Annotated in this window: 22 protein-coding genes; 10 read left to right on the top strand and 12 right to left on the bottom strand. The window is 64.5% G+C overall.

Annotation, left to right across the window (positions count from 1 at the left end):
- The first annotated feature begins 94 nt into the window (after positions 1-94).
- Positions 95-976 carry a LysR family transcriptional regulator gene (locus BM046_RS07745; protein ID WP_090538527.1) on the top strand — a complete coding sequence of 294 codons (882 nt, stop codon included), beginning with the start codon at positions 95-97 and terminating at the stop codon, positions 974-976.
- An 81-nt stretch (positions 977-1,057) separates the two neighbouring features.
- Positions 1,058-1,585 (top strand): glycine zipper 2TM domain-containing protein, encoded by a 528-nt coding sequence (locus BM046_RS07740; protein ID WP_090538526.1) that lies wholly within the window; start codon positions 1,058-1,060, stop codon positions 1,583-1,585.
- Between the two features lie 57 nt (positions 1,586-1,642).
- On the opposite strand, the gene BM046_RS07735 is transcribed toward BM046_RS07740, so the two are convergent.
- Entirely contained in the window at positions 1,643-2,545 is a 903-nt protein-coding gene (locus BM046_RS07735; protein WP_090538525.1) for a LysR family transcriptional regulator, read from the bottom strand.
- Positions 2,546-2,653: 108 nt separating this feature from the next.
- Here BM046_RS07735 and BM046_RS07730 point away from each other — a divergent pair, with 108 nt between their 5' ends.
- Positions 2,654-3,427, top strand: coding sequence for a ferredoxin--NADP reductase (locus tag BM046_RS07730; RefSeq protein ID WP_090538524.1), 774 nt, complete (start codon positions 2,654-2,656; stop codon positions 3,425-3,427).
- Between the two features lie 32 nt (positions 3,428-3,459).
- Here BM046_RS07730 and BM046_RS07725 read toward each other — a convergent pair whose 3' ends face one another.
- Genes BM046_RS07725 through aroC form a run of 4 tightly spaced genes read right to left on the bottom strand, consistent with a single transcriptional unit; the run spans position 3,460 to position 6,715 of the window.
- Positions 3,460-4,224: an SDR family oxidoreductase gene (locus tag BM046_RS07725; RefSeq protein ID WP_090538523.1), complete on the bottom strand. Its 765-nt coding sequence runs from the start codon at positions 4,222-4,224 to the stop codon at positions 3,460-3,462.
- Positions 4,221-4,406, bottom strand: a complete 186-nt coding sequence (locus BM046_RS07720; protein ID WP_090538522.1) for a hypothetical protein — start codon at positions 4,404-4,406, stop codon at positions 4,221-4,223. Before BM046_RS07720 ends, BM046_RS07725 begins: the two co-directional genes overlap by 4 nt.
- A 35-nt stretch (positions 4,407-4,441) precedes the next feature.
- Positions 4,442-5,584 (bottom strand): MFS transporter, encoded by a 1,143-nt coding sequence (locus BM046_RS07715; RefSeq protein WP_090538521.1) that lies wholly within the window; start codon positions 5,582-5,584, stop codon positions 4,442-4,444.
- A gap of 39 nt (positions 5,585-5,623) precedes the next feature.
- Positions 5,624-6,715, bottom strand: coding sequence for a chorismate synthase (aroC, locus tag BM046_RS07710; RefSeq protein WP_090538520.1), 1,092 nt, complete (start codon positions 6,713-6,715; stop codon positions 5,624-5,626).
- Positions 6,716-6,813: 98 nt separating this feature from the next.
- Between aroC and BM046_RS07705 the strand changes: the two genes are divergently transcribed.
- From BM046_RS07705 to BM046_RS07695, 3 genes are all read left to right on the top strand, one after another.
- Entirely contained in the window at positions 6,814-7,611 is a 798-nt protein-coding gene (locus BM046_RS07705) for a TSUP family transporter (protein ID WP_218150015.1), read from the top strand.
- Between the two features lie 54 nt (positions 7,612-7,665).
- Positions 7,666-8,439, top strand: a complete 774-nt coding sequence (locus tag BM046_RS07700; RefSeq protein ID WP_090538519.1) for a hypothetical protein — start codon at positions 7,666-7,668, stop codon at positions 8,437-8,439.
- Between the two features lie 64 nt (positions 8,440-8,503).
- Positions 8,504-9,076 (top strand): Smr/MutS family protein, encoded by a 573-nt coding sequence (locus BM046_RS07695; protein ID WP_090538518.1) that lies wholly within the window; start codon positions 8,504-8,506, stop codon positions 9,074-9,076.
- Here the strand turns inward: BM046_RS07695 and BM046_RS07690 are convergent.
- Positions 9,073-10,068 (bottom strand): patatin-like phospholipase family protein, encoded by a 996-nt coding sequence (locus BM046_RS07690; RefSeq protein ID WP_090538517.1) that lies wholly within the window; start codon positions 10,066-10,068, stop codon positions 9,073-9,075. The two genes, BM046_RS07695 and BM046_RS07690, sit on opposite strands and share 4 nt — an antisense overlap.
- A gap of 93 nt (positions 10,069-10,161) precedes the next feature.
- Here BM046_RS07690 and BM046_RS07685 point away from each other — a divergent pair, with 93 nt between their 5' ends.
- Entirely contained in the window at positions 10,162-12,609 is a 2,448-nt protein-coding gene (locus tag BM046_RS07685) for a penicillin acylase family protein (protein ID WP_177197817.1), read from the top strand.
- A 35-nt stretch (positions 12,610-12,644) separates the two neighbouring features.
- Here the strand turns inward: BM046_RS07685 and BM046_RS07680 are convergent, their stop codons facing one another.
- The 6 genes from BM046_RS07680 to BM046_RS07655 form a co-directional block, all read right to left on the bottom strand.
- Positions 12,645-13,478, bottom strand: a complete 834-nt coding sequence (locus BM046_RS07680; RefSeq protein ID WP_090538515.1) for a DUF4892 domain-containing protein — start codon at positions 13,476-13,478, stop codon at positions 12,645-12,647.
- Positions 13,479-13,590: 112 nt separating this feature from the next.
- Positions 13,591-14,448 carry an alpha/beta fold hydrolase gene (locus tag BM046_RS07675; RefSeq protein WP_090538514.1) on the bottom strand — a complete coding sequence of 286 codons (858 nt, stop codon included), beginning with the start codon at positions 14,446-14,448 and terminating at the stop codon, positions 13,591-13,593.
- A gap of 116 nt (positions 14,449-14,564) precedes the next feature.
- Entirely contained in the window at positions 14,565-16,229 is a 1,665-nt protein-coding gene (locus BM046_RS07670) for an AMP-binding protein (RefSeq protein WP_090538513.1), read from the bottom strand.
- Positions 16,230-16,286: 57 nt separating this feature from the next.
- Positions 16,287-16,760 (bottom strand): phosphohistidine phosphatase SixA, encoded by a 474-nt coding sequence (gene sixA, locus BM046_RS07665; RefSeq protein ID WP_090538512.1) that lies wholly within the window; start codon positions 16,758-16,760, stop codon positions 16,287-16,289.
- The gene (locus BM046_RS07660) at positions 16,757-17,224 is read right to left on the bottom strand and encodes a DUF4389 domain-containing protein (protein WP_090538511.1); all 468 of its coding nucleotides are present in this window, start codon (positions 17,222-17,224) and stop codon (positions 16,757-16,759) included. Before BM046_RS07660 ends, sixA begins: the two co-directional genes overlap by 4 nt.
- Entirely contained in the window at positions 17,221-18,270 is a 1,050-nt protein-coding gene (locus BM046_RS07655; protein WP_090538510.1) for an NAD(P)H-dependent glycerol-3-phosphate dehydrogenase, read from the bottom strand. The genes BM046_RS07660 and BM046_RS07655 overlap by 4 nt, the downstream gene beginning before the upstream one ends.
- Positions 18,271-18,398: 128 nt before the next feature.
- Here BM046_RS07655 and BM046_RS07650 point away from each other — a divergent pair, with 128 nt between their 5' ends.
- The 3 genes from BM046_RS07650 to BM046_RS07640 are packed head-to-tail and all read left to right on the top strand — an operon-like array spanning position 18,399 to position 23,450.
- A complete protein-coding gene (locus BM046_RS07650; RefSeq protein ID WP_090538509.1) occupies positions 18,399-20,588 on the top strand; it encodes a TonB-dependent receptor plug domain-containing protein in 2,190 nt (729 codons plus the stop codon).
- Between the two features lie 25 nt (positions 20,589-20,613).
- Complete coding sequence (locus BM046_RS07645) at positions 20,614-21,531, top strand: hypothetical protein (protein WP_143084167.1); 918 nt, start codon at positions 20,614-20,616, stop codon at positions 21,529-21,531.
- Positions 21,528-23,450 (top strand): ATP-binding protein, encoded by a 1,923-nt coding sequence (locus BM046_RS07640; RefSeq protein WP_090538507.1) that lies wholly within the window; start codon positions 21,528-21,530, stop codon positions 23,448-23,450. The genes BM046_RS07645 and BM046_RS07640 overlap by 4 nt, the downstream gene beginning before the upstream one ends.
- The last annotated feature ends 59 nt before the right edge of the window (positions 23,451-23,509 follow it).

The raw sequence follows: 23,509 nt of genomic DNA, 5'->3' as shown, positions 1-23,509 counted from the left end.
TGGCTGATAAATCACCCCACGGATGGTACGGGCAGGTATAGAATAAAACAAATTCATTATATTCATGCCTTGGATAACCAGCAGGAATGATGTTATGGACACCGCCAACCTGGATGCCTTTTTAGCCGTGGCCGACACCGGGTCATTCTCCCGCGCCGCCGAGCGCCTGCACCTGACCCAGCCGGCCATCAGCAAGCGCATCGCCACGCTGGAACAGCAGCTGGATGCCCGTCTGTTCGATCGCATCGGCAAGCGGGTGGACCTGACCGAAGCAGGCCGAGCCCTGCGACCGCGTGCGGAGCTGATCATCAATACGCTCAAGGACACGGCGCGGGCACTGGGCAACCTGTCGGCGACGGTACAGGGGCGGCTGCAGCTGGGCACCAGTCACCACATCGGGCTGCACCGCCTGCCCCCGGTGTTGCGCCGTTTCACCAAAGCCTACCCGGGCGTGTCACTCGACATCCAGTTCCTCGACTCGGAGGTGGCCTATGAAAAGGTGCTGCAGGGCGAGATCGAACTGGCGGTGATTACCCTGGCACCCCAGATAGCCCCGCCGGTGGTGGCGACCCGCATCTGGCGCGACCCTCTGGAGTTCGTTGTCGCTCCGGATCATCCGCTGGGACAGACCCGAGAGCTGGAGCTGCGCCAGCTGGCGCAGTATCCGGCCGTGTTTCCCGGCTCCAATACCTTCACCCATCAGGTGGTGGGCAGACTGTTCGAACAGCACAACCTGCAGCCGCGCATCGGCATGAGCACCAACTATATGGAGACCATCAAGATGCTGGTATCCATCGGTCTGGCCTGGAGCGTGCTGCCACGCAGCATGCTGGACTCCCAGGTTCGCGTACTGCAGCTGCCCGGCGTGCAGCTGGAGCGCCAGCTGGGTTGCATCCATCACAGCGGCCGCACCCTGTCCAATGCCGGACAGGCCCTGATGTCGCTGCTGCAGGAATCGGCGATGCAGTCGGGGTGAACTTGATGCAATGACCATGGTCATAGAGGCATCAGGTGGGAATCCCCCTGCTGAATTGTCAATCGATGTCAGGAAATCAGTATGAACAAGTCAATGTTGTCAGGCATAGTCATTGGCGCGGTCGTGGCCACCGCAGGCGGCGCCATCGCCGGATACAACGCGCTGTCGGACCGAGCCCCCACCCATGCGGAAGTGCTCAACGTGGTCGAGCTCACGGAGAATGAGCGCATTCCCCGCCAGGTCTGCCAGGATGTCACCGTTACCCGGCAGCGCCCGGTACAGGACCAGCACCAGGTGCTTGGCAGTGTCGCCGGTGCCGTGATCGGTGGTGTGCTGGGTAACCAGGTCGGCGGCGGCTCCGGCAAGAAGATCGCCACGGTGGCAGGTGCTGCAGCAGGCGGTTATGCGGGCAACAAGACCCAGGAGCGCATGCAGCAGAACAACACCTACACCACCACCGAACAGCGCTGCGAAACCGTGTACGACAGCAAGGAAAATGTGGTCGGCTATCAGGTCGAATATCGCATTGGCGAGCGTACCGGCTCGGTACGCATGGATCGCCACCCCGGGGACCGCATCCCGCTGCAGGACGGTGAGCTGGTGCTCTGATGCCTCCTGCGCCACCCGGTTCTACCGGGTGGCGCAACCTCCCTGCTCTCGCCCCTGTCAGACACCCGCCTCGAAATCCGGCTGCGACTCCCGACACAGTTCCAGCCAGCGACGCATGCCCGCGCTGATGAACTTGTTGCGGTGACGCACGAAGTACAATCCCCGCTTGAAATCACGGTGCGGCACCGGGAGGGGCACCAGGGTCCCCCGGCGAAAGGCATCGCCCAGGGTGATGGCTGACAGGCACCCCACCCCGAGCCCGGCCTCGACTGCACGCTTGATGGCCTCGGTGTGCTGCAGCTCCAGTTTGATATTGAGCTGCGGCAGGATGCCGTGCAGCGCCCATTCAAAATTCTGCCGCGTTCCCGACCCCGGCTCGCGAACTATCCATTCGGCCTGCAGCAGGTCCTCGTCGGTCAGCCAGGGCTTGCCCGCCAGCTCGTGATCCGGCGCGCAGAACACCACCAGCTCGTCCTCCTTCCAGTAGAGCATCTTCAGATCCGGGTGCAGGTTCTCCCCCTCGATCATCCCCAGATCCAGTTCGAAGTTGGCCAGCTTGCGCACTATGGTGGAGGTATTGGCGACTTCCAGTTCGACCCGGGCGCCGGGTTGCTCGAGCATGTAGCGGGTCATGATGCCCACCGCAATGTAGTTGCCGATGCTCATGGTCGCCCCTACCCGCAGGTGCCCGATCTCCTCGCCCCCCGCCAGAGCCGCCTCGAGCCCCTGGGCCTGCTCCAACAGCGCCTGAGCCCTCGGTCGGATGCTGCGGCCCAGCTCGTTGAGCTGCAGTCTCTTCCCGATACGATCGAACAGCTGAACGTTGAACTGCCCCTCCAGATCGCGCAGCGCGCTGCTGGCTGCGGACTGGGACATCGCCAGGCTCTCTGCCGCGCGGGTGAGGTTCTCGTGGTAAGCCGTTGCGAGAAAGACTTCCAGCTGGCGGAGCGTGTATTTCATTATCGGTTTTCCCGGATAAGCAAATTAAAATAAATCACTTAACCGGTAGATTAGCCCGGCAGTAGAATGCCGGCAAATCCCGATTCATCCCTGGAGAGCCTTGTCGCGATGTCCAAATTCAGAACCGAAACTGTCCTCAGCGTACATCACTGGACCGACACCCTGTTCACCTTCAAGACCACCCGTGATCCGGGTCTGCGCTTCAAGAACGGCCATTTCATCATGATAGGTCTGGAAGTCGAGGGTCGCCCGCTGATGCGCGCCTACAGTATCGCGAGCCCGAATTACGAGGACACCATGGAGTTCTACAGCATCAAGGTGCCGGACGGCCCGCTGACCTCGCGCCTGCAGCACATCCAGGTAGGTGACAACATCATCGTCAGCAGCAAACCCACCGGCACCCTGGTTCTGGACAACGTGCTGTCGGGCCGCAACCTGTACCTGCTGAGCACCGGCACCGGTCTGGCGCCCTTCATCAGCATCATCCAGGACCCGGAAACCTACGAGCGCTTCGACAAGGTGATCCTGACCCACGGTTGCCGCTGGGTGCGCGAGCTGGCCTATCAGGATCTGATTACCCAGCAGCTGCCGAACAACGAGTACTTCGGCGAGCAGGTGCGTGAACAGCTGATCTACTACCCGACCGTGACCCGCGAGCCCTACCGCAACGAGGGGCGCCTGTCCGATCTGATGACCAGCGGCAAGCTGTTCGAGGACATCGGCCTGCCGAAGCCGAACCTGGAAGACGACCGCTTCATGCTCTGCGGCAGCCCGGCCATGCTCAAGGACCTGACCGCCATCCTGGATGGCTGGGGCTTCGAGGAATCCCGTCAGGGCATTCAGGGCCACTATGCCATCGAGCGCGCCTTCGTCGAGAAGTAACTCCCCCGGCGCCGCTTCATCCGGAGCGGCGCCTACTCCCGATAGAGCATCTGCCGACTCATGCCACCGTCGGCCACCAGATTCTGCCCGGTAATGAAACCCGCCGCCGGACTCAGCAGAAAAGCCACCAGCTCCCCGATATCCGCCGGTTGACCAACCCTCCCCACCGCATGCTGCTCGTGGTCGATCCGCCGCAGCGGATCACTGCGTTGCAGGACGCTGTCGCGGGTATCTATCCAACCGGGACTGACCGCATTGACCCGGATATCCGGCCCCAGGCTGATGGCCATGGCATGGGTCAGGGCCACCAGCCCACCCTTGGCCGCCGCGTAAGCCTCGGTATTCACTTCCGACTGCAGCGCCCGGGTCGAGGCGATATTGACAATGGCCCCACGGCTCTCGCGCAGCAGCGGGATGCTGGCCCGGGAGACCAGAAATGCCCCGGTGAGATTGACCGCCAGCATGCGGTTCCAGTCGGCCAGACTCAGCTGTTCCAGCGGGCCGGTATCCGGATCGGACAGCCCGGCGTTGTTGACCACGGCGTCCAGCCGGCCGAAGTCTTCCTCGATCTGCTCCAGCGCCGCCTGCACACTGGCCTCATCGGCCACATCCAGTGCGACGAACTCGACATTGCCCAGCCGCGCCAGCTCCTCGGCGGTGGCCAGCCCGGTCGCCTCATCCACATCCCCCAGCACCAGATCCCAGCCCGCGCGCAGCAGGCTGACGGCAACTCCCTTGCCGATTCCCCGGGCGGCACCGGTCACCAGCGCCACCCGGGTCTGCTCCAGTTCACTCATGATCGTTTCGGCCCCCGTAGCCACCAGATTCCCAAGCCGAGCAGCGGTACCAGCGCCACCAGCACTATCCAGCGCACCTTGGCCCTGCGCCCGATATCGCTGGCCGCGACGCTGCTGATTGCTGACAGGACAAGCAGCAGAAGCACCATGAACGCAGCCACCAGCATGAAGTTGGTATTCATTACGCCACCTCCGTGCTCACCACTATAGCCCAGCCTCAGACCCTGGCTGGCAGACGCCGCCACAGCAGCAGCGCCGCCGCAGCCGCGGCCAGACTGGCCAGGGTGAAGGTCCAGCCGGCGCCCAGCGAGTTCCAGCTGTAACCGGCGTAGAGCGCCCCCAGCGCACCGCCGCAGCCGGACAGGGTGGCATACAGCGCCTGTCCCTGCCCCTGGTGTTCACTGCCGAAGCTGCGCTGCACCAGGTGCACTGCAGTGACATGGAAGCAGCCGAAAGTAGCAGCGTGCAGCAGTTGGGCAGACAGCAGCAGTGGCAGATCCGCCGCCAACCAGCCGAGCAGCAGCCAGCGCAGCGCCGCCAGGACAAAGCTGGCCACCAGCAGCTGCTTCAGGGAAAAGCGCGCCAGCAGCCGAGCCATCAGCAGAAACAACACAATCTCGGCGATCACCCCCAGCGCCCACAGGGCCCCGATCCAGCCGCGGGCATAGCCCAGCGCTTCCAGGTGCAGGGTCAGGAAGGTGTAGTAAGGCCCGTGGGACAGCTGCATCAGGGCTGCGCTGAGGAAGAACACGGATACGCCGGGCTGGCGCAGCTGATGGACAAAGCCGGCCAGCGAACCGCCCGCCCCCGGCGCCGATCCTGTCGGCACCGGGGGCACCAGCAGGCTGCACACAAAGATGCCGCACATGATGCCCAGCATGGCCGGCGGATAGGCTGCCAGCGAATAGTGCTCAAGCAGCATACCCAGCAGCACCACCGCGAGAATGAAGCCCACCGAGCCCCACAGCCGCACCTGGCTGTAGCGCGCCGATTGGGCACCCAGGTGGGCCAGCGTGATGGTCTCGAACTGGGGCAGGATGGCGTGCCAGAAGAAGCTGTGCAGCGCCATCACCAGCGCCAGCCACAGGTAGTCCTGACGCCAGAGAATGGCACTGAAGCTCAGCGCCGTGAGCAACGCACCCAGGCGCACGATCAGCAGCCGCCGGCCGCTGCGGTCGCCCAGCCAACCCCAGAGGTTGGGCGCCAGGCAGCGCATCAGCAGCGGGATGGCCACCAGCTCGCCGATTCTGGCGGCGCTGAAACCCAGGTAATGGAAGTACAGGGAAAGGAACGGCGCTACTCCGCCGAGCAGGGCGAAGTAGCAGAAATAGAAACCCGACAGCCGCCAGTACGGCAGCATCTCAGCGCTCCCGCCGCCGCTGTCGGATCACGGACGCGGTCAGAGCTGACCCAGTACCGGGGTATACACCTGCACATCGGCATTCTGTGCCCGATGGCGCAGCAGGTGATCCATCAGCACCAGCGCCATCATCGCCTCGGCAATGGGCGTAGCGCGGATACCGACGCAAGGGTCGTGGCGCCCCTTGGTCACCACCTCCACCGGATTGCCATGCAGATCGATGGAACGGCCCGGGGTGGTGATGCTCGAAGTGGGCTTGAGCGCCAGATGGGCGACAATCGGCTGACCGGAGGAGATACCGCCCAGCACGCCGCCGGCGTTGTTGCTGGTAAAGCCCTCCAGGGTCAGCTCGTCACGGTGTTCGGTACCGCGCTGGGCGACAGAGGCAAAGCCGGCGCCGATCTCCACACCCTTGACCGCGTTGATGCTCATCAGCGCGTAGGCCAGCTCGGCATCCAGCCGATCGAATACCGGCTCGCCCAACCCCGGCGGCACGCCCTCGGCAATCACGGTGATCTTCGCCCCGACCGAGTCCTGATCACGGCGCAGCTGATCCATGTAGGCTTCCAGCTCCGGCACCTTGTCCGGGTCGGGGCTGAAGAAGGCATTCTGCTCCACCGCTTCCCAGCTGCGGAACGGGATCTCGATCGGTCCCAGCTGGCTCATGTAACCGCGCACCTGAATGCCCTGGGTAGCCAGATACTTGCGGGCAATGGCACCGGCCGCCACCCGCATGGCGGTTTCCCGGGCCGAGGAGCGGCCGCCGCCACGATAGTCGCGGATGCCGTATTTGTGGTGGTAGGTGTAATCCGCGTGGGCCGGACGGAACAGGTTCTGGATGGCCGAGTAGTCCTTGGACTTCTGGTCGGTATTGCGGATCAGCAGACCGATCGGGCAGCCGGTGGTGCGCCCCTCGAACACGCCGGAGAGGATCTCGACCTCGTCCGGCTCCTGACGCTGGGTGGTGTGTCGGCTGGTGCCCGGCTTGCGCCGGTCCAGATCCTTCTGCAGATCCGCTGCCGACAGCTCCAGCCCAGGGGGGCAGCCATCGACGATGGCAACCAGCGCCGGCCCATGGCTCTCGCCAGCGGTAGTAACGGTAAAGAGTGTGCCCAGAGTATTGCCGGCCATGCGCGCCTTCCATCCCGGAATCAGTGAAAAGACCGATTATAGCCCCCCGTCCGTTCCGGTGACAGTGCGGACTGCGCGCAGGAATCGGCTCCTGTACAATGCCGCTACCACTGGCCAACGAACATCAGCTGATGCCGCTACTGACCGATGTGCTGCCCGCCGACCTGCCTGCGCTGACCAGCCTGATGCTGATTGCCGTATCGGCGCTGACCTCGGCCGTCACCGCTTCGCTGGGTATCGGCGGCGGCGTCTTGCTGCTGGCGGTGATGGCAGTGGCCCTGCCGCCGGCAGCGATCATCCCGGTACACGGGATGGTCCAGCTGGGCTCGAACATCAGTCGCGCCAGCATGACGCTGCGACACATCAACCTGCGACTCATTCTCTGGTTCGCCCCCGGCGCCCTGCTCGGCGCCTGGCTGGGCAGCCTGTTTCTGGTCGAATTGCCGCTGGCCCTGGTTCAGCTGTGCATCGCCGCCTTCATTCTGCTGCTGTGCTGGGGTCCGCCGATCCCCCGCATTGCCACCAGCGCCGTCGGCACCCTTGTGGCGGCGGCGATCACCACCTTCATCAGTCTGTTCGTGGGGGCCACGGGGCCGCTGGTGGCCGCCTTCGTCAAGCAGCAGCAGAAAGGCGAACGCTTCTCCACGGTGGCCACCTTCGCTGCCGCCATGTGCCTGCAGCATGCGCCCAAGGCGATCATCTATGGTGCCGCCGGCTTCGTCTTCGCCGACTGGCTGGGACTGATAGTATTGATGATCCTCTCCGGTGCGGTCGGCACCTGGCTGGGGCTGCGGTTGCTGCGGCGTCTGAATGATCGGCGTTTCACCCTGATCTTCAACCTGCTGCTGACCCTGCTGGCGTTGCGGCTGGTGTGGCAGGCGCTGCTGGCAGGATAAGATTCAAGATCTGCACCAGACTACCGATACAGCAGGTATTCAGGAAGGAAAACCATGTCCGACGATCAGCCTCACAGCCCGGCCCAGGAACCCGCTCCCCCGCGGGACCCCTTCGCCCACGCGCGCCCCTCGGAGTATTACTGGATTCAGCTCAAGCCGGTGTACAAGGGGCGGCTGATGCTGCATGGCGAACGGCTGGCGCAGGTCGCCGTGACCCATGAGCGGGTTGCCAGCCTGGAGTTGCTGCGTCTGGAGCTGCGCATCGAGGAAGACAGCGTGCCGCCGGGCACCAATTATATGGAAATGCTGGTGGACCACCGCCACCAGCGGGTGCGTTTCGGCCCCCTTCAGGGCCTGCGCATCTTCCCGGCGCAGCGGGGCGTGGGCGGTTTCCTGCTGGCACAGCTGATCGACTGGGCACAGCGCAAGTACGCCGACTATGCCGTTACGCCCATCACCCTGCATGCCGCCGAGGTTGCCGATGGTGAAGCCCGCCAGATTCGTGAACGTCTGCTCAAGCGCGCCGGATTCCATCAGTCCTACAATGACGAGGGTCGCACCCAGGGCAAGGCTCAGGCCAACCGGGTCGGCGATCTGGTCGCCAGCTGGAATGTCGAGCGCGTCCAGCGCCTGCATGTCGGTGAGCTGCTGCAGCAGTTGCGCGAGCAGGAAACCCAGAACCGCCAGCAGCTGGCACAGATCACCACCCTGCAGGCACGCCTGGAAGAATACCAGCGCAACGACCTGGGACACCGCTTCGCCATCGGCTGCCTGATCGTGTTTTCCATCTTCCAGGCACTGATGCTGCTGTGGGTGGTACTGCGCTGAGCAGCACGGAACATCAACTGGTAAACTGCCTGCCTCGATTCCGTTGCACAGGGCAGATCTTTCCATGAACCAGGATCAGGACGACGCCGACGAACTGGAGCTGTTCCGCCAGGCTACCCAGGGCGTCAGACCCATTCAGGTCGATCAGGCCGATACCGGCAAACCCCGCGTGGACCCTGCCCAGCTGCAGAGCCGTCGAGCGCGTGCCGTCGAGGGCAAGCAGGCCATTCGGGTGGACGGGTTGTCCGACCAGTTCGTTATCGATGTCCATCCCGAAGAGGAGCTGGCCTGGGCCGCCAACGGAGTGCAGGACAGCCAGCTGCGCCGGCTGAAATCGGGGCAGATCCCCTTTGACGGCAGCATCGACCTGCACGGCATGACGGTGGACCGGGCCCGGGACCTGCTCTGGGAATTCATCGATGAGGCGACCCGCATCGAGGTGCGCTGCGTGCGCATCACCCACGGCAAGGCCCAGCGCAAGGACGGTCGCAAGCCCATTCTCAAGAGCCATGTGAACACCTGGCTGCGCCAGCACCCCAAGGTACTGGCCTTCACCTCGTGCCTGCCCCGCCATGGCGGTACGGGTTCGGTATACGTATTGCTGCGCCGGGAAATGCTGGAAGGCCGCGACGACTAGTGCTCGCCGGCCTCGAAGCGGTCCAGGGTGTCCCGGGCGACGATGCGTCCGAGTTCGATCAGCTCCGGCGCCCGCTGGAATTCGAAGAAGCGGCACAGGCGCTTGGGCACGTCGAAAACCACATCCGGAGGATACCCGGCGATCTTGTAGCGCGTCAGTGAGGTCTGCATGGTCTCGAATGACAGGTTGATCAGCTCCAGCATGCTCGCCGGACCGACCTGGATGTCCGTGCGCACCGGTTTGCCCTCGTCTTCGCTGCGCCGCTCGACCGCCCTGGCCACCGGTTCGTCCTCGGCCTGATACTCGAGCTTCTGCAGCGTCTCACCCTCTTCTTCCTCGCTGTGCCAGCTGAGCAGATTGCGCAGACGCAGGGAGTCCATCCAGCCCTCAAGCTGCTGGCGGATCGGCGCCGGTCGGGGGATGACCGGCAGCGTGTAACCGTTGGAGCTGGCGTTGAGATTGACCGCCATGATCAGGTCGCAGTGCGCCGACACCACCGGGTTGATCGGCAGGGGGTTGAGCAGGCCCCCGTCCACCAGCACCCGGCTACCCTGGCGCACCGGCGCAAACAGACTGGGAATGGCCGCCGAGGCGCGCATTGCCTGGTGCAGACAGCCCTGCTGGAACCATACCTCCTGCTGGTTGGTCAGGTCCGTGGCCACTGCGGTGAAGGGAATGCGCAGATCCTCGATATCGATCTCCCCGAGCATCTCGTGGATGCGACCGAAAATTCGCTCGCCGCGGATGGCGCCCAGATTGCCGAAGCCGAAATCCAGCAACCGCAGCACATCCAGATAGGCCAGTCCGGACACCCAGTCGCGGTAGGCCGGCAGCCCGCCGGCAGCGTAGATACCGCCGACCACGGCGCCCATGGAACAGCCGGCGATGCACTCGATGGAGTAGCCGCGCCGTTCGATCTCCTCGATGACGCCGATATGGGCATAGCCCCTGGCTCCTCCGCTGCCCAGCACCAGCGCAACGCTTTTCGTCATTTCCTGCCTCCCGGCTTCAATCCCGATTGACGACGGATCAGTCTCTCAGCATGATCTCCCGTTCCGTTGTCATTCTCTGCTACAAGGCCCATCGTGATCCAGCGTCGCACCCTGTTCCGTTTGAAAATCATTGCAGCCCTGCTCATTATCGCCATCGCCGTGGTGGCTGTGGGCCACTGGGTAGTGCATACCGCAGAAGTCCAGCGCAGCGGCAGTCTGCGCCTGAAGCATCTGCAGCATGAGGTGCAGGTGTACTTCGACGCCTGGGGCGTTCCTCACATCGACGCGCGCACTGATCTGGACGCCTATCGGGCACTGGGTTATCTGCACGCCCAGGACCGGCTGTTCCAGATGGACCTGCTGCGCCGCGTGGGCGGTGGCCGCCTGTCCGAGCTGTTCGGCCAGGAAAGCTACGCCACCGACAAGTTCTTCCGCACCCTGGGCATCAGCCGTCACGCACGGCAGTACGCCCAGTATCTGCGGGAGAACGCGGACAAGCCCCATGTGCAGCTCATCCTCGCCTACCAGGACGGCATCAATCAGTACATCGATCAGGGCCGCATTCCGGTGGAATACCGTCTGCTGCTGACCCGCCCCGATCATTTCAGCCCCGAGGATATCGCCCATGTAATGGGCTACATGGCCTACTCCTTCGCCGAGGCCTTCCGTACCGACGCGCTCATCGATCATGTACGCGGCACCCTGGGCGAGCGCCACGCCCAGGAGCTGTTGCCCGGACTTCCGGACACCTCCCCCAGCCGTTCGGCACGGATCCTTCCGGGCCAGACCGATACCCCGCTGGCCCCACTGCTGGACCAGCTGGCACAGGTGCAGTCCTACCTGCCTGTGGGCCAGTTCCACGGCAGCAATGCCTGGGCGGTGAGCGGACAGCTGAGCGCCAGCGGCAAGCCGCTGCTGGCCAACGACCCGCATATCGGCTTTGCGGTACCGGCAGTGTGGTACGAAGCCCACATCCGCACCCCGGAACATGAGGTGTACGGTCACTTCCTTGCGGGCCTGCCCTTCCCCCTGCTGGGACATACGCCGCACCACGCCTGGGGCCTGACCATGCTGATGAATGACGAGATCGACTTCTATCGCGAACAGGTCAATCCGGACAACCCGATGCAGGTGCGCGTCGGCAATCGCTGGCAGGATCTGGAGGTGCACGAGGAGGTCATCAAGGTGCGCAACAAGGAGGACCGGCTCATCCGTCTGCGCAGTTCCCGGCATGGCCCCATCATCAACGATGACCTGGTCCTGGCATCCCAGGCCGAAGGTGCCACGCCGACACCGCCGGTCAGCCTGTTCTGGACCTTCCTGACCCCGGGCAGCGATTCCACCGAAGCCTTCTACCGGTACTCCCGGGCCACCAGCATCGCGGAGTTCGAAGCCGCCGCCGCCCTGCACTGGTCACCGGGGCTCAACGTGATCTATGCCGACGTCGATGACAACATTGCCATGTGGGCCACCGGGCGCCTGAAGCGCTGGCCGTTGAGCAACAACAGCTTCACCCTGCTCGATGGGGCCAATCGGCAGCATGACTTTCTCGGTTATCAGCCTTTTGCCTCCAACCCCAGGCTGGTCAACCCGCCCAGTGGCTATCTGTACAACGCCAACAGCCCCTACCCGGGCAACAACCCGCGCCGCGCCCTGCCCGGTTACTATGCCCCGGCGGAGCGTGCCGAGCGTCTGGAAGCGCTGCTGGCCGGCGGTGAAAAGTTCGATTTCTCCCGTTTCAAGGCAATGCAGCTGGACAGTCACCGTGCCCACGCCCTGGCGATGATCAAGGATGCCCTGCCCCTGCTCGACAACGGCCTGTTTGCGGAGAAGCAGCGCACCCTGGCGGATGCCGCCCGACAACTGCTCACGGACTGGGATGGAAATTTCCAGGCGGGCAGCGCCGCCGCGCTCATCTACCAGCGCTGGGAAGACAACCTGATGGAAGCCCTGTTCGCCGACGAACTGGGTGAGCATTACAGCCACTTCCGCGACACCTTCATGGCCCGCAAGTCGCTCGCCAGCCTCTACTGGAAGCCCGCCTCTCCCTGGTGGGACAACCGGCAGCAGCCGAGCATGGACGGCCGTCAGGCTTCCATCGAGCAGGCCTGGGTACGGACACTGGAGTCCCTGAGCGACGCCCTGGGCAACGACCCGCAGAAATGGACCTGGGACCAGCTGGCCAGCCTGCAGCACAAGCACCCGCTGGCGGACAAGCTGCCCCTGGGCGGTCGACTGAACAGCGAACGGGTAGCCATCAACGGCACCACGGGCAGCCTGAACAACATGGTATTCAATCTCGGCGGGGCGCAGTACGACGTCATCGCCGGCCCCTCGACCCGCCGCCTGATCGACCTGGCCGAGCCGGCCGCCTCGCTGGGCATCAGCCCCATGGGCCAGTCCGGCAACCCGCTGGACCGCCACTATGCCGATCAGGCGCAGCTGTTTGCCCAGGGCAACTACCGCGCGCAGCTGTTCGACTGGCTGGGCATTCAGGCTCTACCCGATCGACTGGTGCTGAAGCCGCGCCGACGCAAGTAGGCGCGGCCTGACGGGGGCAGGGATCGCCCGAGGAGTCAGCGCTTCTCCAGGCGAATGCTGTCAGCCGGCTCGGGCTTGCCGATGTCCAGGCGCTGGCTGCTGATACCCCTTTCCACCAGCCCCTCGACGAACTCCGGGGCCCGCGCGCCATCTACCTGAACCCGCAGCCGGATATCCGAGCGCAGCATGCGGGTCACCAGATCCAGCCAGGCCGCGGCCTGCTCGTCGTCCCCGACGGAGGCATCCGGCAGCAGCAGTTCATTCTCCGCATTGAGTATCTTGCCCAGGGTCGCTGCCGTGGGATAGAGCACCTCGGTCACCGGCTGCTCGGGGGTCAGCTGATCCATGTGCAGGTAGACCTGCTGGTTGCCCCGGGTAATGGCATAGAGGCTGATGAAGCGCTGGGGCTGATCATCCAGGCGCAGGGCCAGATACAGCTGGTTGTCCTCCGGCCCGTAGAGCCGGGAATAATCCAGCACCTGATTGGCCCAGAGACTGCTGCTGCCGCACTCCCTGCCCTCGCAGAAGAACAGCGTGGTGTGCGGATGCTGCTGCAGCTGCTCAACCGCATATCCCAGTGCCTCACGGGCACTGTGACCGGCGGGGATGCGCCAGGACACGCGGATCAGCTCGCCAACCACCTGCAGCTCCCGCTCGGCGCGCACCTGATTGTTGATCCTGCGGATATTGCCGATGACCACCCGGTGTTCGCTGGCCTGCTGCACGCGCTCCCGAGCCACTTCGGCGCGGGGGAAAGGTTCGATCGCCAGGCCTTCGGCGGCACCGGCGCCGGTCGCGGCGACAGCCAGCAGCGCTCCAGTGACCAGTGAACGGCGCCACCATCGGCGATTCCTGTTAGACAAATGCATCAAATTTCCTCATCCAGGGGGCTCGGGTATGCAGCGGTCCCGATCGTGATCCATGTGCTGTGGGGACCGGGTTTGTCCCGCTCCCCCAGACTTGCCCAGCCGCCTGCGAGGGTCAAGTGAGACTGCGGAAAAAGGTGTCGATAATTGTTGCAACCGCCGGCGCCGCTTCCTCCAGGTGCAGATGGTGCCCGCCCTCAAGGCGATGGGTCTGGATATGCTCGAAACTGTCGATCCGCTCCAGCAGCAGCTCGCGCCTTGCCATCACCCCCTCGCTGGCCAGGACCAGGCAGGTAGGTGTCGTGATGGCCTCGGCAAAGGCCACCGCGTGCTCGGCAGTCAGACGCATGGGTGAGGGCAGCATCAGCTGGGGGTCGGTGCGCCAGGTCCAGCCGCCCTGCTCCGGCATCAACCCCCGTTCCGCCAGGCAGGCGGCGGCATCGCGGGAGATGCGCGAGGCGCCCCCCAGCACCCGGGCCGTGACCGCCTTATCCAGGCTGTCGTAGATCGGCTTGCGCTTGTGCGCCAGCGCCTGGCTGGCCTTGAAGAATCGCGCCATCTGCGCCGGCGCATCCCGGGCCTCGCCGGTGACCGGCAGAATGCCGTCGATCATGGCCGCGCCTATGACCCGGTCCGGCAGGCTGCCGGAGAGGATGCAGCTGATGATGCCGCCCATGGAATGGCCGAGCAGCGCAAAGCGTTTCCAGCCCAGCTCATCCGCCACCTGCAGCACCGTCGCCGCCTGCTGCCAGAGGCTGTAGCCGCCAGCGGGCAGATGCCCCGACAGCCCATGGCCGGGCAGATCCAGCGCCACCAGATGCACGTTGTTGAGCTGTGGCCCTATGCGGTCGAAGGTGGCGGCATTATCCAGCCAGCCATGCAGGCCGATGACCGGAAGCTCCCCCGGCTTTCCCCACACCTTGCCCGCGATTTCGATGGCGGGCAGGCTGAAGCGTATTTCATGACTTCCCATGATGTCCGTTCTGCGTCAGTGATGTCGGTTGCGAATGTACGAGGCGCCGCAGGCCAGCTACAAGCGTCCGGCGCGACGTGAATGGCCGCACATAATGCCCCCGCACCGGAGACCTGTCACTGCCAGACGATGGTACTGCCGCTGACCAGCCAGTCCCCCAGAAACTCGTGGTAGCGCGCACGGATCACCCCGCGGCGCAGCAACATGGTAGCCGTGGTCGCCTCCGCATCCCGGTGCCAGGCATCACTGATCACGACCATGCAGGCCAGCTGTTCGTGACGCGATATCTCCCGATTGACCCTCTGCAGCAGGGCTTCCAGCTCGCGCTCCACCTCGTGATGGGGCAGCTGGCGGGCCTGCTCGGTCAGCGTCAGCAGGGCCAGGGGCTGGGGCAGCCCCTGGCCGACCACACAGGCATACTCGACCAGCGGATGCGTGAGCAGTTCCTGTTCGATGGGCTGCGGGACCACCAGACGACCATCGGAGGTATGGAACAGATCGGTCATGCGCCCGCTCAGCCGCAGAAACCCCTCCTGGTCGATCTCGCCCCGGTCACCGGTCTGCAGGAATCCGTCCGCATCCAGCACCGCGGCGGTGCGCGCCGGATTCTTGAAGTAGCCCAGCATGGTGGCCCGACTGCGCACCAGCAGCTGGCCCTGTTCATCGATGCGGCATTCAACCCCCGGGTTGGGCAGGCCGCACCAGCCGGGTCGGAACCGGCCGGGGCGCCCCACATGGGAATAGCCGCAGTTTTCGGTCAGGCCGTAGATCTCGAACAAGCGGACCCCGATACGGTGATACCAGTCCATGGTCTGGGTCGGCGTGGTGTCGCCACACACCACGGCAAAACGCACCTGATTCAGCCCGGTCTGATCGAGCATCCTCAACGCTGCGCGCTTGCGTATCAGGGGGATGACCAGGGCGCGGTTGAGCATGCGCTGCTGCATCTGCTGCTGCACACCCTGACGGATCTGGTGCCAGGTGGCCGGGGTGCCGAGAAACAGCGTGGGACGGGCGCGGCGGATGTCGCGGATGAAACTCGCACGGCTGTGGGCGAAATACACCGTCATTCCCGACAGCAGTGACTGCATTTCGATGAACTGGCGCTCGGCTATGTGTGACAGCAGCAGCCAGGACAGCACGCGATCCGTCTCCGTCGTCAGAAACAGCCGCAGATAGTTCTTCGCCGCAAAATACATGCTGTCGAAACTCAGCATGCAGCCCTTGGGCAGTCCCGTGGTGCCGCTGCTGTACATGATGGTGGCCAGCTCCCCGCGATCACGCGGTACCGCCTCCTGCAGCGGCGCGGACTCCTCCTGCAACCGCGCCCAGGGAATCAGCTCCGGGTCCGGCGGGGCCAGCGGCAGGCCCACCCAGGGCAGACTGACGGGAAGGCCGCTGCGCAGCTCCTGCCAGTCATCCAGCTTGCCGACGATGACCATGCGCGTTTGCGCATGCTCGACGATCTGCCGCAGAGCGGGAGGTGACAGTGTCGGTTGCAGGGGCACGGACACGTGCCCGGCCATCCAGATGGCCAGGTCGGCAATGATCCAGTGGGCACAGTTCTTGGAAAGAATGGCGATGTGGCTGCGCGGCGGCAATTTCTGCTGCAACAGCCAGCCGGCGAAGCGCCGCACCTGGTCGCCCACCTCGGCCCAGCTCAGCTCCTGCTTGCGGCCTTCGGCCAGCGGCTGTACCAGATAGATGCGATCAGGCTGCTCACGCTCATGGCGGAAGAAGTCCTCGAGCACGGGCAGCACTCCCCTACTCTCTTGTCCCATGCGCTGCCCCCCTGTCCTTTTCTCTGTCTTGTTATCGGACCGAAGCGCCTCGGCGCTTCACTGACCAGCCAGGCTGGTCGGGTTGGTCAATTCCAGCATCGTCGCCACCCCCTGCGCGGGTAGCGGCATCTCCAGGCAGGCCAGCCCCGCTGTCGGCATCGGATAATGGCCCCGGCGATGCCCGTCCACCGCCAGGCTCAGCAGCGTCCCGACCAGGGGCTGATGGCTGACCAGCAGGATATTGCTCTCGGAACGCTCGGCCAGGCGGTCCAGAACCGCCAGCGGATCATCATCGGGAGTGGCCCAGTCCACGGTGACCACAGCCCGGCGCAGACCGATACACTGGCGTACCAGCTCGGCCGTCTGCTGCGCCCGCAGGTAGGGACTGGCCAGTATCACCTCCAGCGTCTCACCCTGCAGATGCTCGCCCATCCGCAGGGCTTCCTGGCGACCGGTTTCGGTCAGCGGGCGCTGGGCATCGGTGACCGCGCGGGCTTCAGCCTGGCCATGGCGCAGAACCCAGAGCTTCATGATGCGGGCCTGTCCTCCGCGCCGGGCTCGTCCTGCTCATCCTCCGGCAGGGGGTGCACCAGCGGTGGCTCTGGCTGAACTACCTCAGCCACGGGATCGGCCTGGGTCGGCGCTGCGGTCTGGGGTGCAGTTGCAGGCGCCACCGGCTCCACAGTGACCGGACCGGCGGGCGGGCGTGGTTGCCATTCCGCATCGGCCGCCGGCCACTCGAGGAAGGGCCAGGGCTTCACTTCACTGGCGCCGGTGACGTAGCGGCCCATCTGCCAGGCATACTGCGACAGGCTGTTGCCGAACCCGGCCAGCTCCGGATTGGCCCGGCCGGAGAACAGCCGGAAACCGATCTGCAATACCAGGATGACGGCCAACAGCAGCTCGACCACCTGCCAGGCGAGCGCAAACAGCAGCGTGTAGACCAGCCGCAGCCAGAAGTCGGGATCGGTGAGGTTATCGGTGAAACGATTCATTGCTGCTCCTTGTCGGTTGCACGACGGGGCATGAAGGCGGAAAACTCCACATCATGTTTCTGCTCGGCACTCATCAGGCGGCCGATGACTTCCTGCAGTGGCTGCTGCTCGAAGATGATGGCATGCAGCCCGGCCACCAGCGGCATGTACACGCCCTCCTCCTCGGATTTCTGACGCAGCACCCGCAGGGTATTCACCCCTTCGGCCACCTGGCCGAGGCGCGCCACGCTTTCCTCAAGGCTGTGCCCCTGCCCCAGGGCGTAGCCTACCTGATAGTTGCGTGACATCGACGAGGTGCAGGTCACTATCAGGTCGCCCACACCGGCCAGACCGAGGAAGGTCATGGGGTTGGCACCCATGTGCACCGCGAAGCGGGTCATTTCCGCCAGTGCCCGGGTAATCAGCATGCTGCGGGTGTTCTCCCCCACGCCCATGGCGGCGGCCATGCCGGAGATGATGGCGTAGACATTCTTCAGCGCGCCGCCGAGCTCTACCCCGTAGCGGTCGGCACTGGCATAGACCCGCAGGCTGGGACAGCCGAGCACCGCCTGCACCCGGGCATTGAGCTGCGGGTCATCACTGGCGATCACGGTGGCGGTCAGGGCGCCGGCGGCCATTTCCCGCGCCAGATTGGGGCCGGACAGAACGGCCACCGGCGCCCCGGGCACTTCCTGCTCGACGATCTGACTCATCATCAGGAAACCGGGCTGCTCAATGCCCTTGGTAGTGCTGATCAGCCCCTTGCCGCTGAGCAGGGGAGCCAGCTGCTGCAGCACACTGCGGAATGCACCGCTGGGAATGGCCAGGAATACCAGCTGTGCATCCTTCAGGGCCTCCTCGGCATCACTGGTGATGACCAGCCGCGGATCCAGCCGGACGCCCGGAAGATAGCGCGCGTTCTCGCCCTTGGCGCGCATGGAGGCAGCCTGTTCCTCGTCACGCAGCCAGAGTCTGGTGGGCACGTCGTTACCCGCCAACAGATTCGCCAGGGTGGTACCAAAACTGCCTCCACCCAGGACAGTCACGGGTACCTTTAGGTCGCTCATGCAAATTCCTTTGAGACTGTTGAACAGCCAACAGTATATGTTCGTCAACGATAACAGCGAAGCGATGATGAAAAAACCGGAGCGTGCCGTTACCATGCCAGCATTGTGAAACCAACCCAGAAACTCCCATGCCAACACCCTCCTCGCCAACTGCCGCCGCGCTGCTGACCCTGTGTCTGGGACTGACAGCCCACCCCCTCTGTGCTGACAGCCTGGATCCGCTGGAGCTGCCGACGGTACTCAGCGCGACACGCCTGAAACAGGCGCCGGCGGATGTCCCCGGCAGCATGACGGTGCTGGACAGGGAACTGATCCGTGCCAGCGGCGCACGCAATATCCCGGAAATTCTCCGGCTGGTACCGGGCATGCATGTCGGCTATCGCCGGGGCAACCAGATGAACGTCAACCTGCACGGCACCAACGTTACCGAGGCGCGGCGCCTGCAGGTGCTGGTCGATGGCCGCTCGGTTTATCGGCCGGGCCTGGCCACCGTGGACTGGAGCGAACTGGCGCTGGCCATCGAGGACATCGATCGCATCGAGGTCTTTCGCGGCCCCAACACGGCCGCCTACGGGGCCAATGCCCTGATGGGCGTGATCAATATCGTCACCCGTCTGCCGATGGAAAACCACGGCACCACCCTCAAGTACACCCAGGGTACCCGTGGCGTACGCGATGTGTATGCCAGCCACAGTGGTGGATCGCTGCAGCACAACTGGCGCATGAGCCTGTCAACTCAGCAGGACAACGGCTTCGATCATGATAAGGGCGGCAACGACTACCGTGACGGCATGCGCGCCACCCGCTTCAATCTGCGCCATGCCTGGCAGCTGGCCCCGAACCAGACCCTGGACTGGCAGATGGCGGCCAGCGAGGCCAGCCGCCAGAGTTATTACGAATTCAGTACCTACTTCAATCACAACAAGTTCGACAAACCCCTGGACCAAGCCATCGCCGCCCATCAGCCCGATGCGGATATACGGGGACGGGACTTCTCTACCCTCGGCCTGTGGAAGCTGGATATCAATCCCGACCATCAATTGCAGGTGCAGGCCTACGCCCAGCATGCCGGGCGCCTGCGCGACTGGCGGGTCTGCGAGTCGCCGGTCGCCTTCTCGCCTGCTCTGCTTGAGCTCAGCGGCCTGAGCCAGCTCGCCGCGCGCCGGGTCAGAAGCTATCTGGAGAGCACCCAGACCGAGAGCATGGACTCCTATATCGATTACTACATGGGTATCGAAGGCGAGGCCTACACGCCGCAGATGGCCGAACTGGCCGCACGGGTACGGGACCAGGTCCCGCTCTACAACAACGGTGACCCGGTCTGTGGGCGGATCAACGAGAACATCCGCGAGACCCGAACCCATGTGGAGATACAGGATGTCCTGCGGCTGACCCCGGAACTGCGTCTGCTCAGCGGCGCCAGCTATCGCCACGACCGGGCCAGCTCCGAGACCTTTTTCAACGGCACCGTGGACAATCAGGTCACCCAGCTGTTCGGCAATCTGGAGTATCGCCCGAATCAGCGCTGGCTGTTCCAGGCCGGCGGCATGTACGAGTACGAGCAGCTGATCGGCGACTCCTTCTCGCCACGCCTGGCCACCCATTTCTTCCTGGCGCCGCTGCACAGTCTGCGACTGGTCTATGCCGAAGCGGTGCGCTCGCCCGACATGTACGAGAATCATGCCAACTGGCACTACCGGCTGCGCGAGGTGACCGGTCCGTTGAGCGGCCCGGTGACCCATTACGGCTGGGCCCGCGGCCCCGGGGATCTGCACCAGGAACGCATGCGCTCCCACGAGGTCGGTTACAACGGCCACTTTCCCCTGCTGGGACTGCAACTGGATGTGCGCGCCTTCCAGGAACGCGTCACCGGCATGAACAGCGAGCCGCTGAAAGTAGACGATTTCCGGCCCGACAACCGCTCCAGCATCCGCTTCAAGGGCGCCGAGGGTGAACTGGACTGGGCGTTCAGCAGCATGGATCGGCTGCGTCTGACCTATGCTTATATCGCCTTCGATGCCAGCAATAAGCGCGATTCACGACTGACGGCCCGACACTCCGGCAGTGCCGCCTGGCTGCGGGAATGGCCGGGGCAGATACGCACCAGCCTGATCTACTATGGTGCCGACCATCTGAACGAGCTGCGCTTCGAGCGCCTGGACTCGCGTATAGAGAAGCAGTTTGCCCTCGCCGACCGCAGCAGCCTGGCGCTGGCACTGACCTGGCAGTACCGACTGGACGACGAGGCGCTGACCTGGGAGGAGAACCGATTTGACAGTCGCAGCCACTATTACCTCAGCGCCGAGCTGAATTTCTGAACCATGCCTGCACGGGGACAAGGGAATGTCGCCAGCCTTCACTCACAGGCATGACCGGGCCATGACGCCGTGGCGGCTGTGCCTGCTGGTACTGCTGTGCCTGCTCTGCATGCAGGTCCGGGCCGAGGGGCTGCTGGTCATCAAGCCCCGGGAAACCGAGCTGACCCGCACTTTCATCGCCACACTTCAGGAGCAGCACCCGGAGCTGGAGGTGCTCAGCCGGCAGATCGACCAGTTGCCGGATCTGGATTCCACGCCCCTGGCCGTCACCATGGGGGTGGAGGCACTGCAATGGCGCCTGACCCAGACCTCGCGGACGCCGACCATCGCCACCTACGTCACCCTCGATCAACTCGAGCCCGGCGCCAGCTACCCGGACCATGTGCAGATATTGCTTGCCAGTGCCAGGCCGGAACGCCAGCTGCTGCTGGCGCAACTGCTGATTCCGCGCCTGCAGACCGTCGGCCTGCTGCACAGCAGTGGCCAGCAATGGCAGCTGCCGCTCTGGCACCAGGCCGCACGCCAGCAGGGGCTGGGGCTGGTTGCCAGCGAAGTACACCAGCAGCGAGAGCTGCTGCGCGGTCTGTCCCGGGTCCTCGACAGCAGTGAAGTGCTCATCGGCATCGACGACCCCGACATTTACAATGCCACCACCATCAAGTCCCTGCTGCTGACCAGTTACAACCGCAACCGGGTGCTGATCGGACCATCTGCTCCCTTCATCGCCGCCGGCAGTCTCAGCACTACCTACAGCTCGCCGCGCGACATGGCCATGAGCGTACACCAGCTGTTCCAGCAACCCTGGCAGAACGGCGCACTGAACTACCCCCAACATTACTCGGTACTCAGCAATCCGCAGGTCGCACGCTCACTCGGCCTGCCGCCGCCCGATGACGCACAGCTGCTGAGACTCATCCGGATGAGGGAGAGCCAGACACCATGAATTTCCTGCAACGCGGTGGCATACAGCGCCGCCTGATCCTGATCACCCTGATCCCGGCCGCCCTGCTCGGCGTGCTGCTGGTGACCTTCTTCACCCACGTTCGGCTGGACGCGCTGGATCAGGAAATGCAGACCACCGGCCAGCTGATTGCCGACCAGCTGGCACCGGCCACCGAATATGCGGTGCTCACCGGCAACCTGGCACTGCTGGAGAACCTGGTAGCCAGCTCGCTGAGCATTGCCAACGTGCAGCGGATCGAGGTCTTCGACCAGCACGGCCAATCCCTGGCCATGCTGCACCAGGGGGACCTTGACGAAAGACACCTGCGCACCTTCACCGCCGAGATTCGGCGGCAGCAGGTGCCGGTGTACTACGACCTTTTCCTGCTCAACAGCGACTCGGTCACGACCGCACCACAACAGGTGGGCAGCGTGGCGGTCAGCCTCAGCTATCAGCATTTCATCGAGCGTCAACGCGGCATCCTCATGCGCAGTCTGCTGTTCAGTGCCGTCGCCCTGCTTGCGGCTTTGCTGCTGTCCACGCGTCTGGCCCGCGCCCTGGCCCGCCCCCTGGTGGACATGCGCAATGCGGTCAGGGCCTTGCAGGAGGGGCATCTGGACACCCGCCTGCAGGTGCGGGAGGACAGCGAGATCGGCGAGCTGATGAGCAACCTCAATCACCTTGCAGCGACCCTGCAGGCCGCTGAGGCACGCCAGTCGGAAACCGTGACACAACTGGTCAGCGCGCGGGAGCAGGCGGAACAGGCCAGCCGGGCGAAATCGGACTTCCTCGCCATGATGAGCCACGAGTTGCGTACGCCACTCAACGGCGTCATGGGCATGCTGCAACTGCTGGACACCACGGAGCTCAGCGGGGAGCAGCGCGAGTACGTCAGCGTCGCCAGCGAATCGACCGATCACCTGCTGAAGATCATCAACGACATCCTCGACCTGTCCCGTATCGAGCGCGATGCCTTCGAGCTCGAGCACATCCGCTTCGAGCTGGCACGTCTGCTGCTGCGTACCACCCAGGCCTTCGACTATGCCGCCGGCCAGCGTGGACTGACGCTGTCGCTGGACATCGAAGGCACCCCCGAGGCCCCGGTAGTCATCGGCGATCCCACTCGACTGCGCCAGGTGCTGGTCAACCTGCTGGGCAACGCGCTCAAGTTCACCGAGCAGGGCAGCGTCTGCCTCAGGGCACGCTGGCAGAGCACCGAGGAACGGCGCCTGCAACTGGTATGCGAGGTCATGGACACCGGGATAGGCATCGACAGCGCCCGCCTGGAACAGATGTTCGACGCCTTCCAGCAGGAAGACAGCAGCACCTCCCGTCGTTTCGGTGGCACCGGCCTGGGCCTGGCCATCGCCCGCAATCTGGCCCACAAGATGGGCGGACACCTGCGGGCCAGCAGCCAGCCCGGAGTGGGCTCCTGCTTCACCCTGTCCATCCCGCTGGAGCTTGCCGCGGAAGCCGGCGTGGCTGGCAACGATGGCGAGCCGGTCATACCGGCCGCCGCCCTGCCGGTATTGCTGGTGGAGGACAACCCGGTCAACCAGATGGTCATGGAAGGCATGCTGCGCAACCTGCACTGGCCGGTGGTCATGGTCAGCGAGGGGCAGCAGGCCCTGCAGCTGCTGCAGGAACAGCGTCAGCAGTTCTCGCTGATCCTCATGGACCTGCAGCTGCCCGATGTGGACGGCGACGAGGTCTACCTCCGGTATGTAGAGCACTGTCGCCAACTGGGCCTGCGGCCCCTGCCCTGCGTCGCCGTGACCGCCAGCACCTCGGCTGAAGCGCGCCAGCGTGCCGAGCAGGCCGGAATGCAGGGCTTCCTCGCCAAACCCGTTACCCGCAAGGCCCTGCAGCAGGTGCTGGCCCGTTTCGACGGCTCCGAATCGCAGCATCAGTCTGATTGATCAGGGATTATTCCGCCGGCACCGGGGCATGGATTCCATTGCCCCGAAGCGAGACACTT

It is taken from the genome of Halopseudomonas formosensis (assembly GCF_900115905.1).
Lineage (GTDB): Bacteria > Pseudomonadota > Gammaproteobacteria > Pseudomonadales > Pseudomonadaceae > Halopseudomonas > Halopseudomonas formosensis.
The sequence above is the reverse complement of the archived record's forward strand: the minus strand, read 5'-3'. Positions and strand labels throughout refer to the sequence as shown.

Bases quoted from the DNA above. Each gene is read 5' to 3' on its own strand.
- BM046_RS07745 (WP_090538527.1), top strand. From the start codon at position 95: ATGGACACCGCCAACCTGGATGCCTTTTTAGCCGTGGCCGACACCGGG.
- BM046_RS07740 (WP_090538526.1), top strand. From the start codon at position 1,058: ATGAACAAGTCAATGTTGTCAGGCATAGTCATTGGCGCGGTCGTGGCC.
- BM046_RS07735 (WP_090538525.1), bottom strand. From the start codon at position 2,545: ATGAAATACACGCTCCGCCAGCTGGAAGTCTTTCTCGCAACGGCTTAC.
- BM046_RS07730 (WP_090538524.1), top strand. From the start codon at position 2,654: ATGTCCAAATTCAGAACCGAAACTGTCCTCAGCGTACATCACTGGACC.
- BM046_RS07725 (WP_090538523.1), bottom strand. From the start codon at position 4,224: ATGAGTGAACTGGAGCAGACCCGGGTGGCGCTGGTGACCGGTGCCGCC.
- BM046_RS07720 (WP_090538522.1), bottom strand. From the start codon at position 4,406: ATGAATACCAACTTCATGCTGGTGGCTGCGTTCATGGTGCTTCTGCTG.
- BM046_RS07715 (WP_090538521.1), bottom strand. From the start codon at position 5,584: ATGCTGCCGTACTGGCGGCTGTCGGGTTTCTATTTCTGCTACTTCGCC.
- aroC (WP_090538520.1), bottom strand. From the start codon at position 6,715: ATGGCCGGCAATACTCTGGGCACACTCTTTACCGTTACTACCGCTGGC.
- BM046_RS07705 (WP_218150015.1), top strand. From the start codon at position 6,814: ATGCCGCTACCACTGGCCAACGAACATCAGCTGATGCCGCTACTGACC.
- BM046_RS07700 (WP_090538519.1), top strand. From the start codon at position 7,666: ATGTCCGACGATCAGCCTCACAGCCCGGCCCAGGAACCCGCTCCCCCG.
- BM046_RS07695 (WP_090538518.1), top strand. From the start codon at position 8,504: ATGAACCAGGATCAGGACGACGCCGACGAACTGGAGCTGTTCCGCCAG.
- BM046_RS07690 (WP_090538517.1), bottom strand. From the start codon at position 10,068: ATGACGAAAAGCGTTGCGCTGGTGCTGGGCAGCGGAGGAGCCAGGGGC.
- BM046_RS07680 (WP_090538515.1), bottom strand. From the start codon at position 13,478: ATGCATTTGTCTAACAGGAATCGCCGATGGTGGCGCCGTTCACTGGTC.
- BM046_RS07675 (WP_090538514.1), bottom strand. From the start codon at position 14,448: ATGGGAAGTCATGAAATACGCTTCAGCCTGCCCGCCATCGAAATCGCG.
- BM046_RS07670 (WP_090538513.1), bottom strand. From the start codon at position 16,229: ATGGGACAAGAGAGTAGGGGAGTGCTGCCCGTGCTCGAGGACTTCTTC.
- sixA (WP_090538512.1), bottom strand. From the start codon at position 16,760: ATGAAGCTCTGGGTTCTGCGCCATGGCCAGGCTGAAGCCCGCGCGGTC.
- BM046_RS07660 (WP_090538511.1), bottom strand. From the start codon at position 17,224: ATGAATCGTTTCACCGATAACCTCACCGATCCCGACTTCTGGCTGCGG.
- BM046_RS07655 (WP_090538510.1), bottom strand. From the start codon at position 18,270: ATGAGCGACCTAAAGGTACCCGTGACTGTCCTGGGTGGAGGCAGTTTT.
- BM046_RS07650 (WP_090538509.1), top strand. From the start codon at position 18,399: ATGCCAACACCCTCCTCGCCAACTGCCGCCGCGCTGCTGACCCTGTGT.
- BM046_RS07645 (WP_143084167.1), top strand. From the start codon at position 20,614: ATGTCGCCAGCCTTCACTCACAGGCATGACCGGGCCATGACGCCGTGG.
- BM046_RS07640 (WP_090538507.1), top strand. From the start codon at position 21,528: ATGAATTTCCTGCAACGCGGTGGCATACAGCGCCGCCTGATCCTGATC.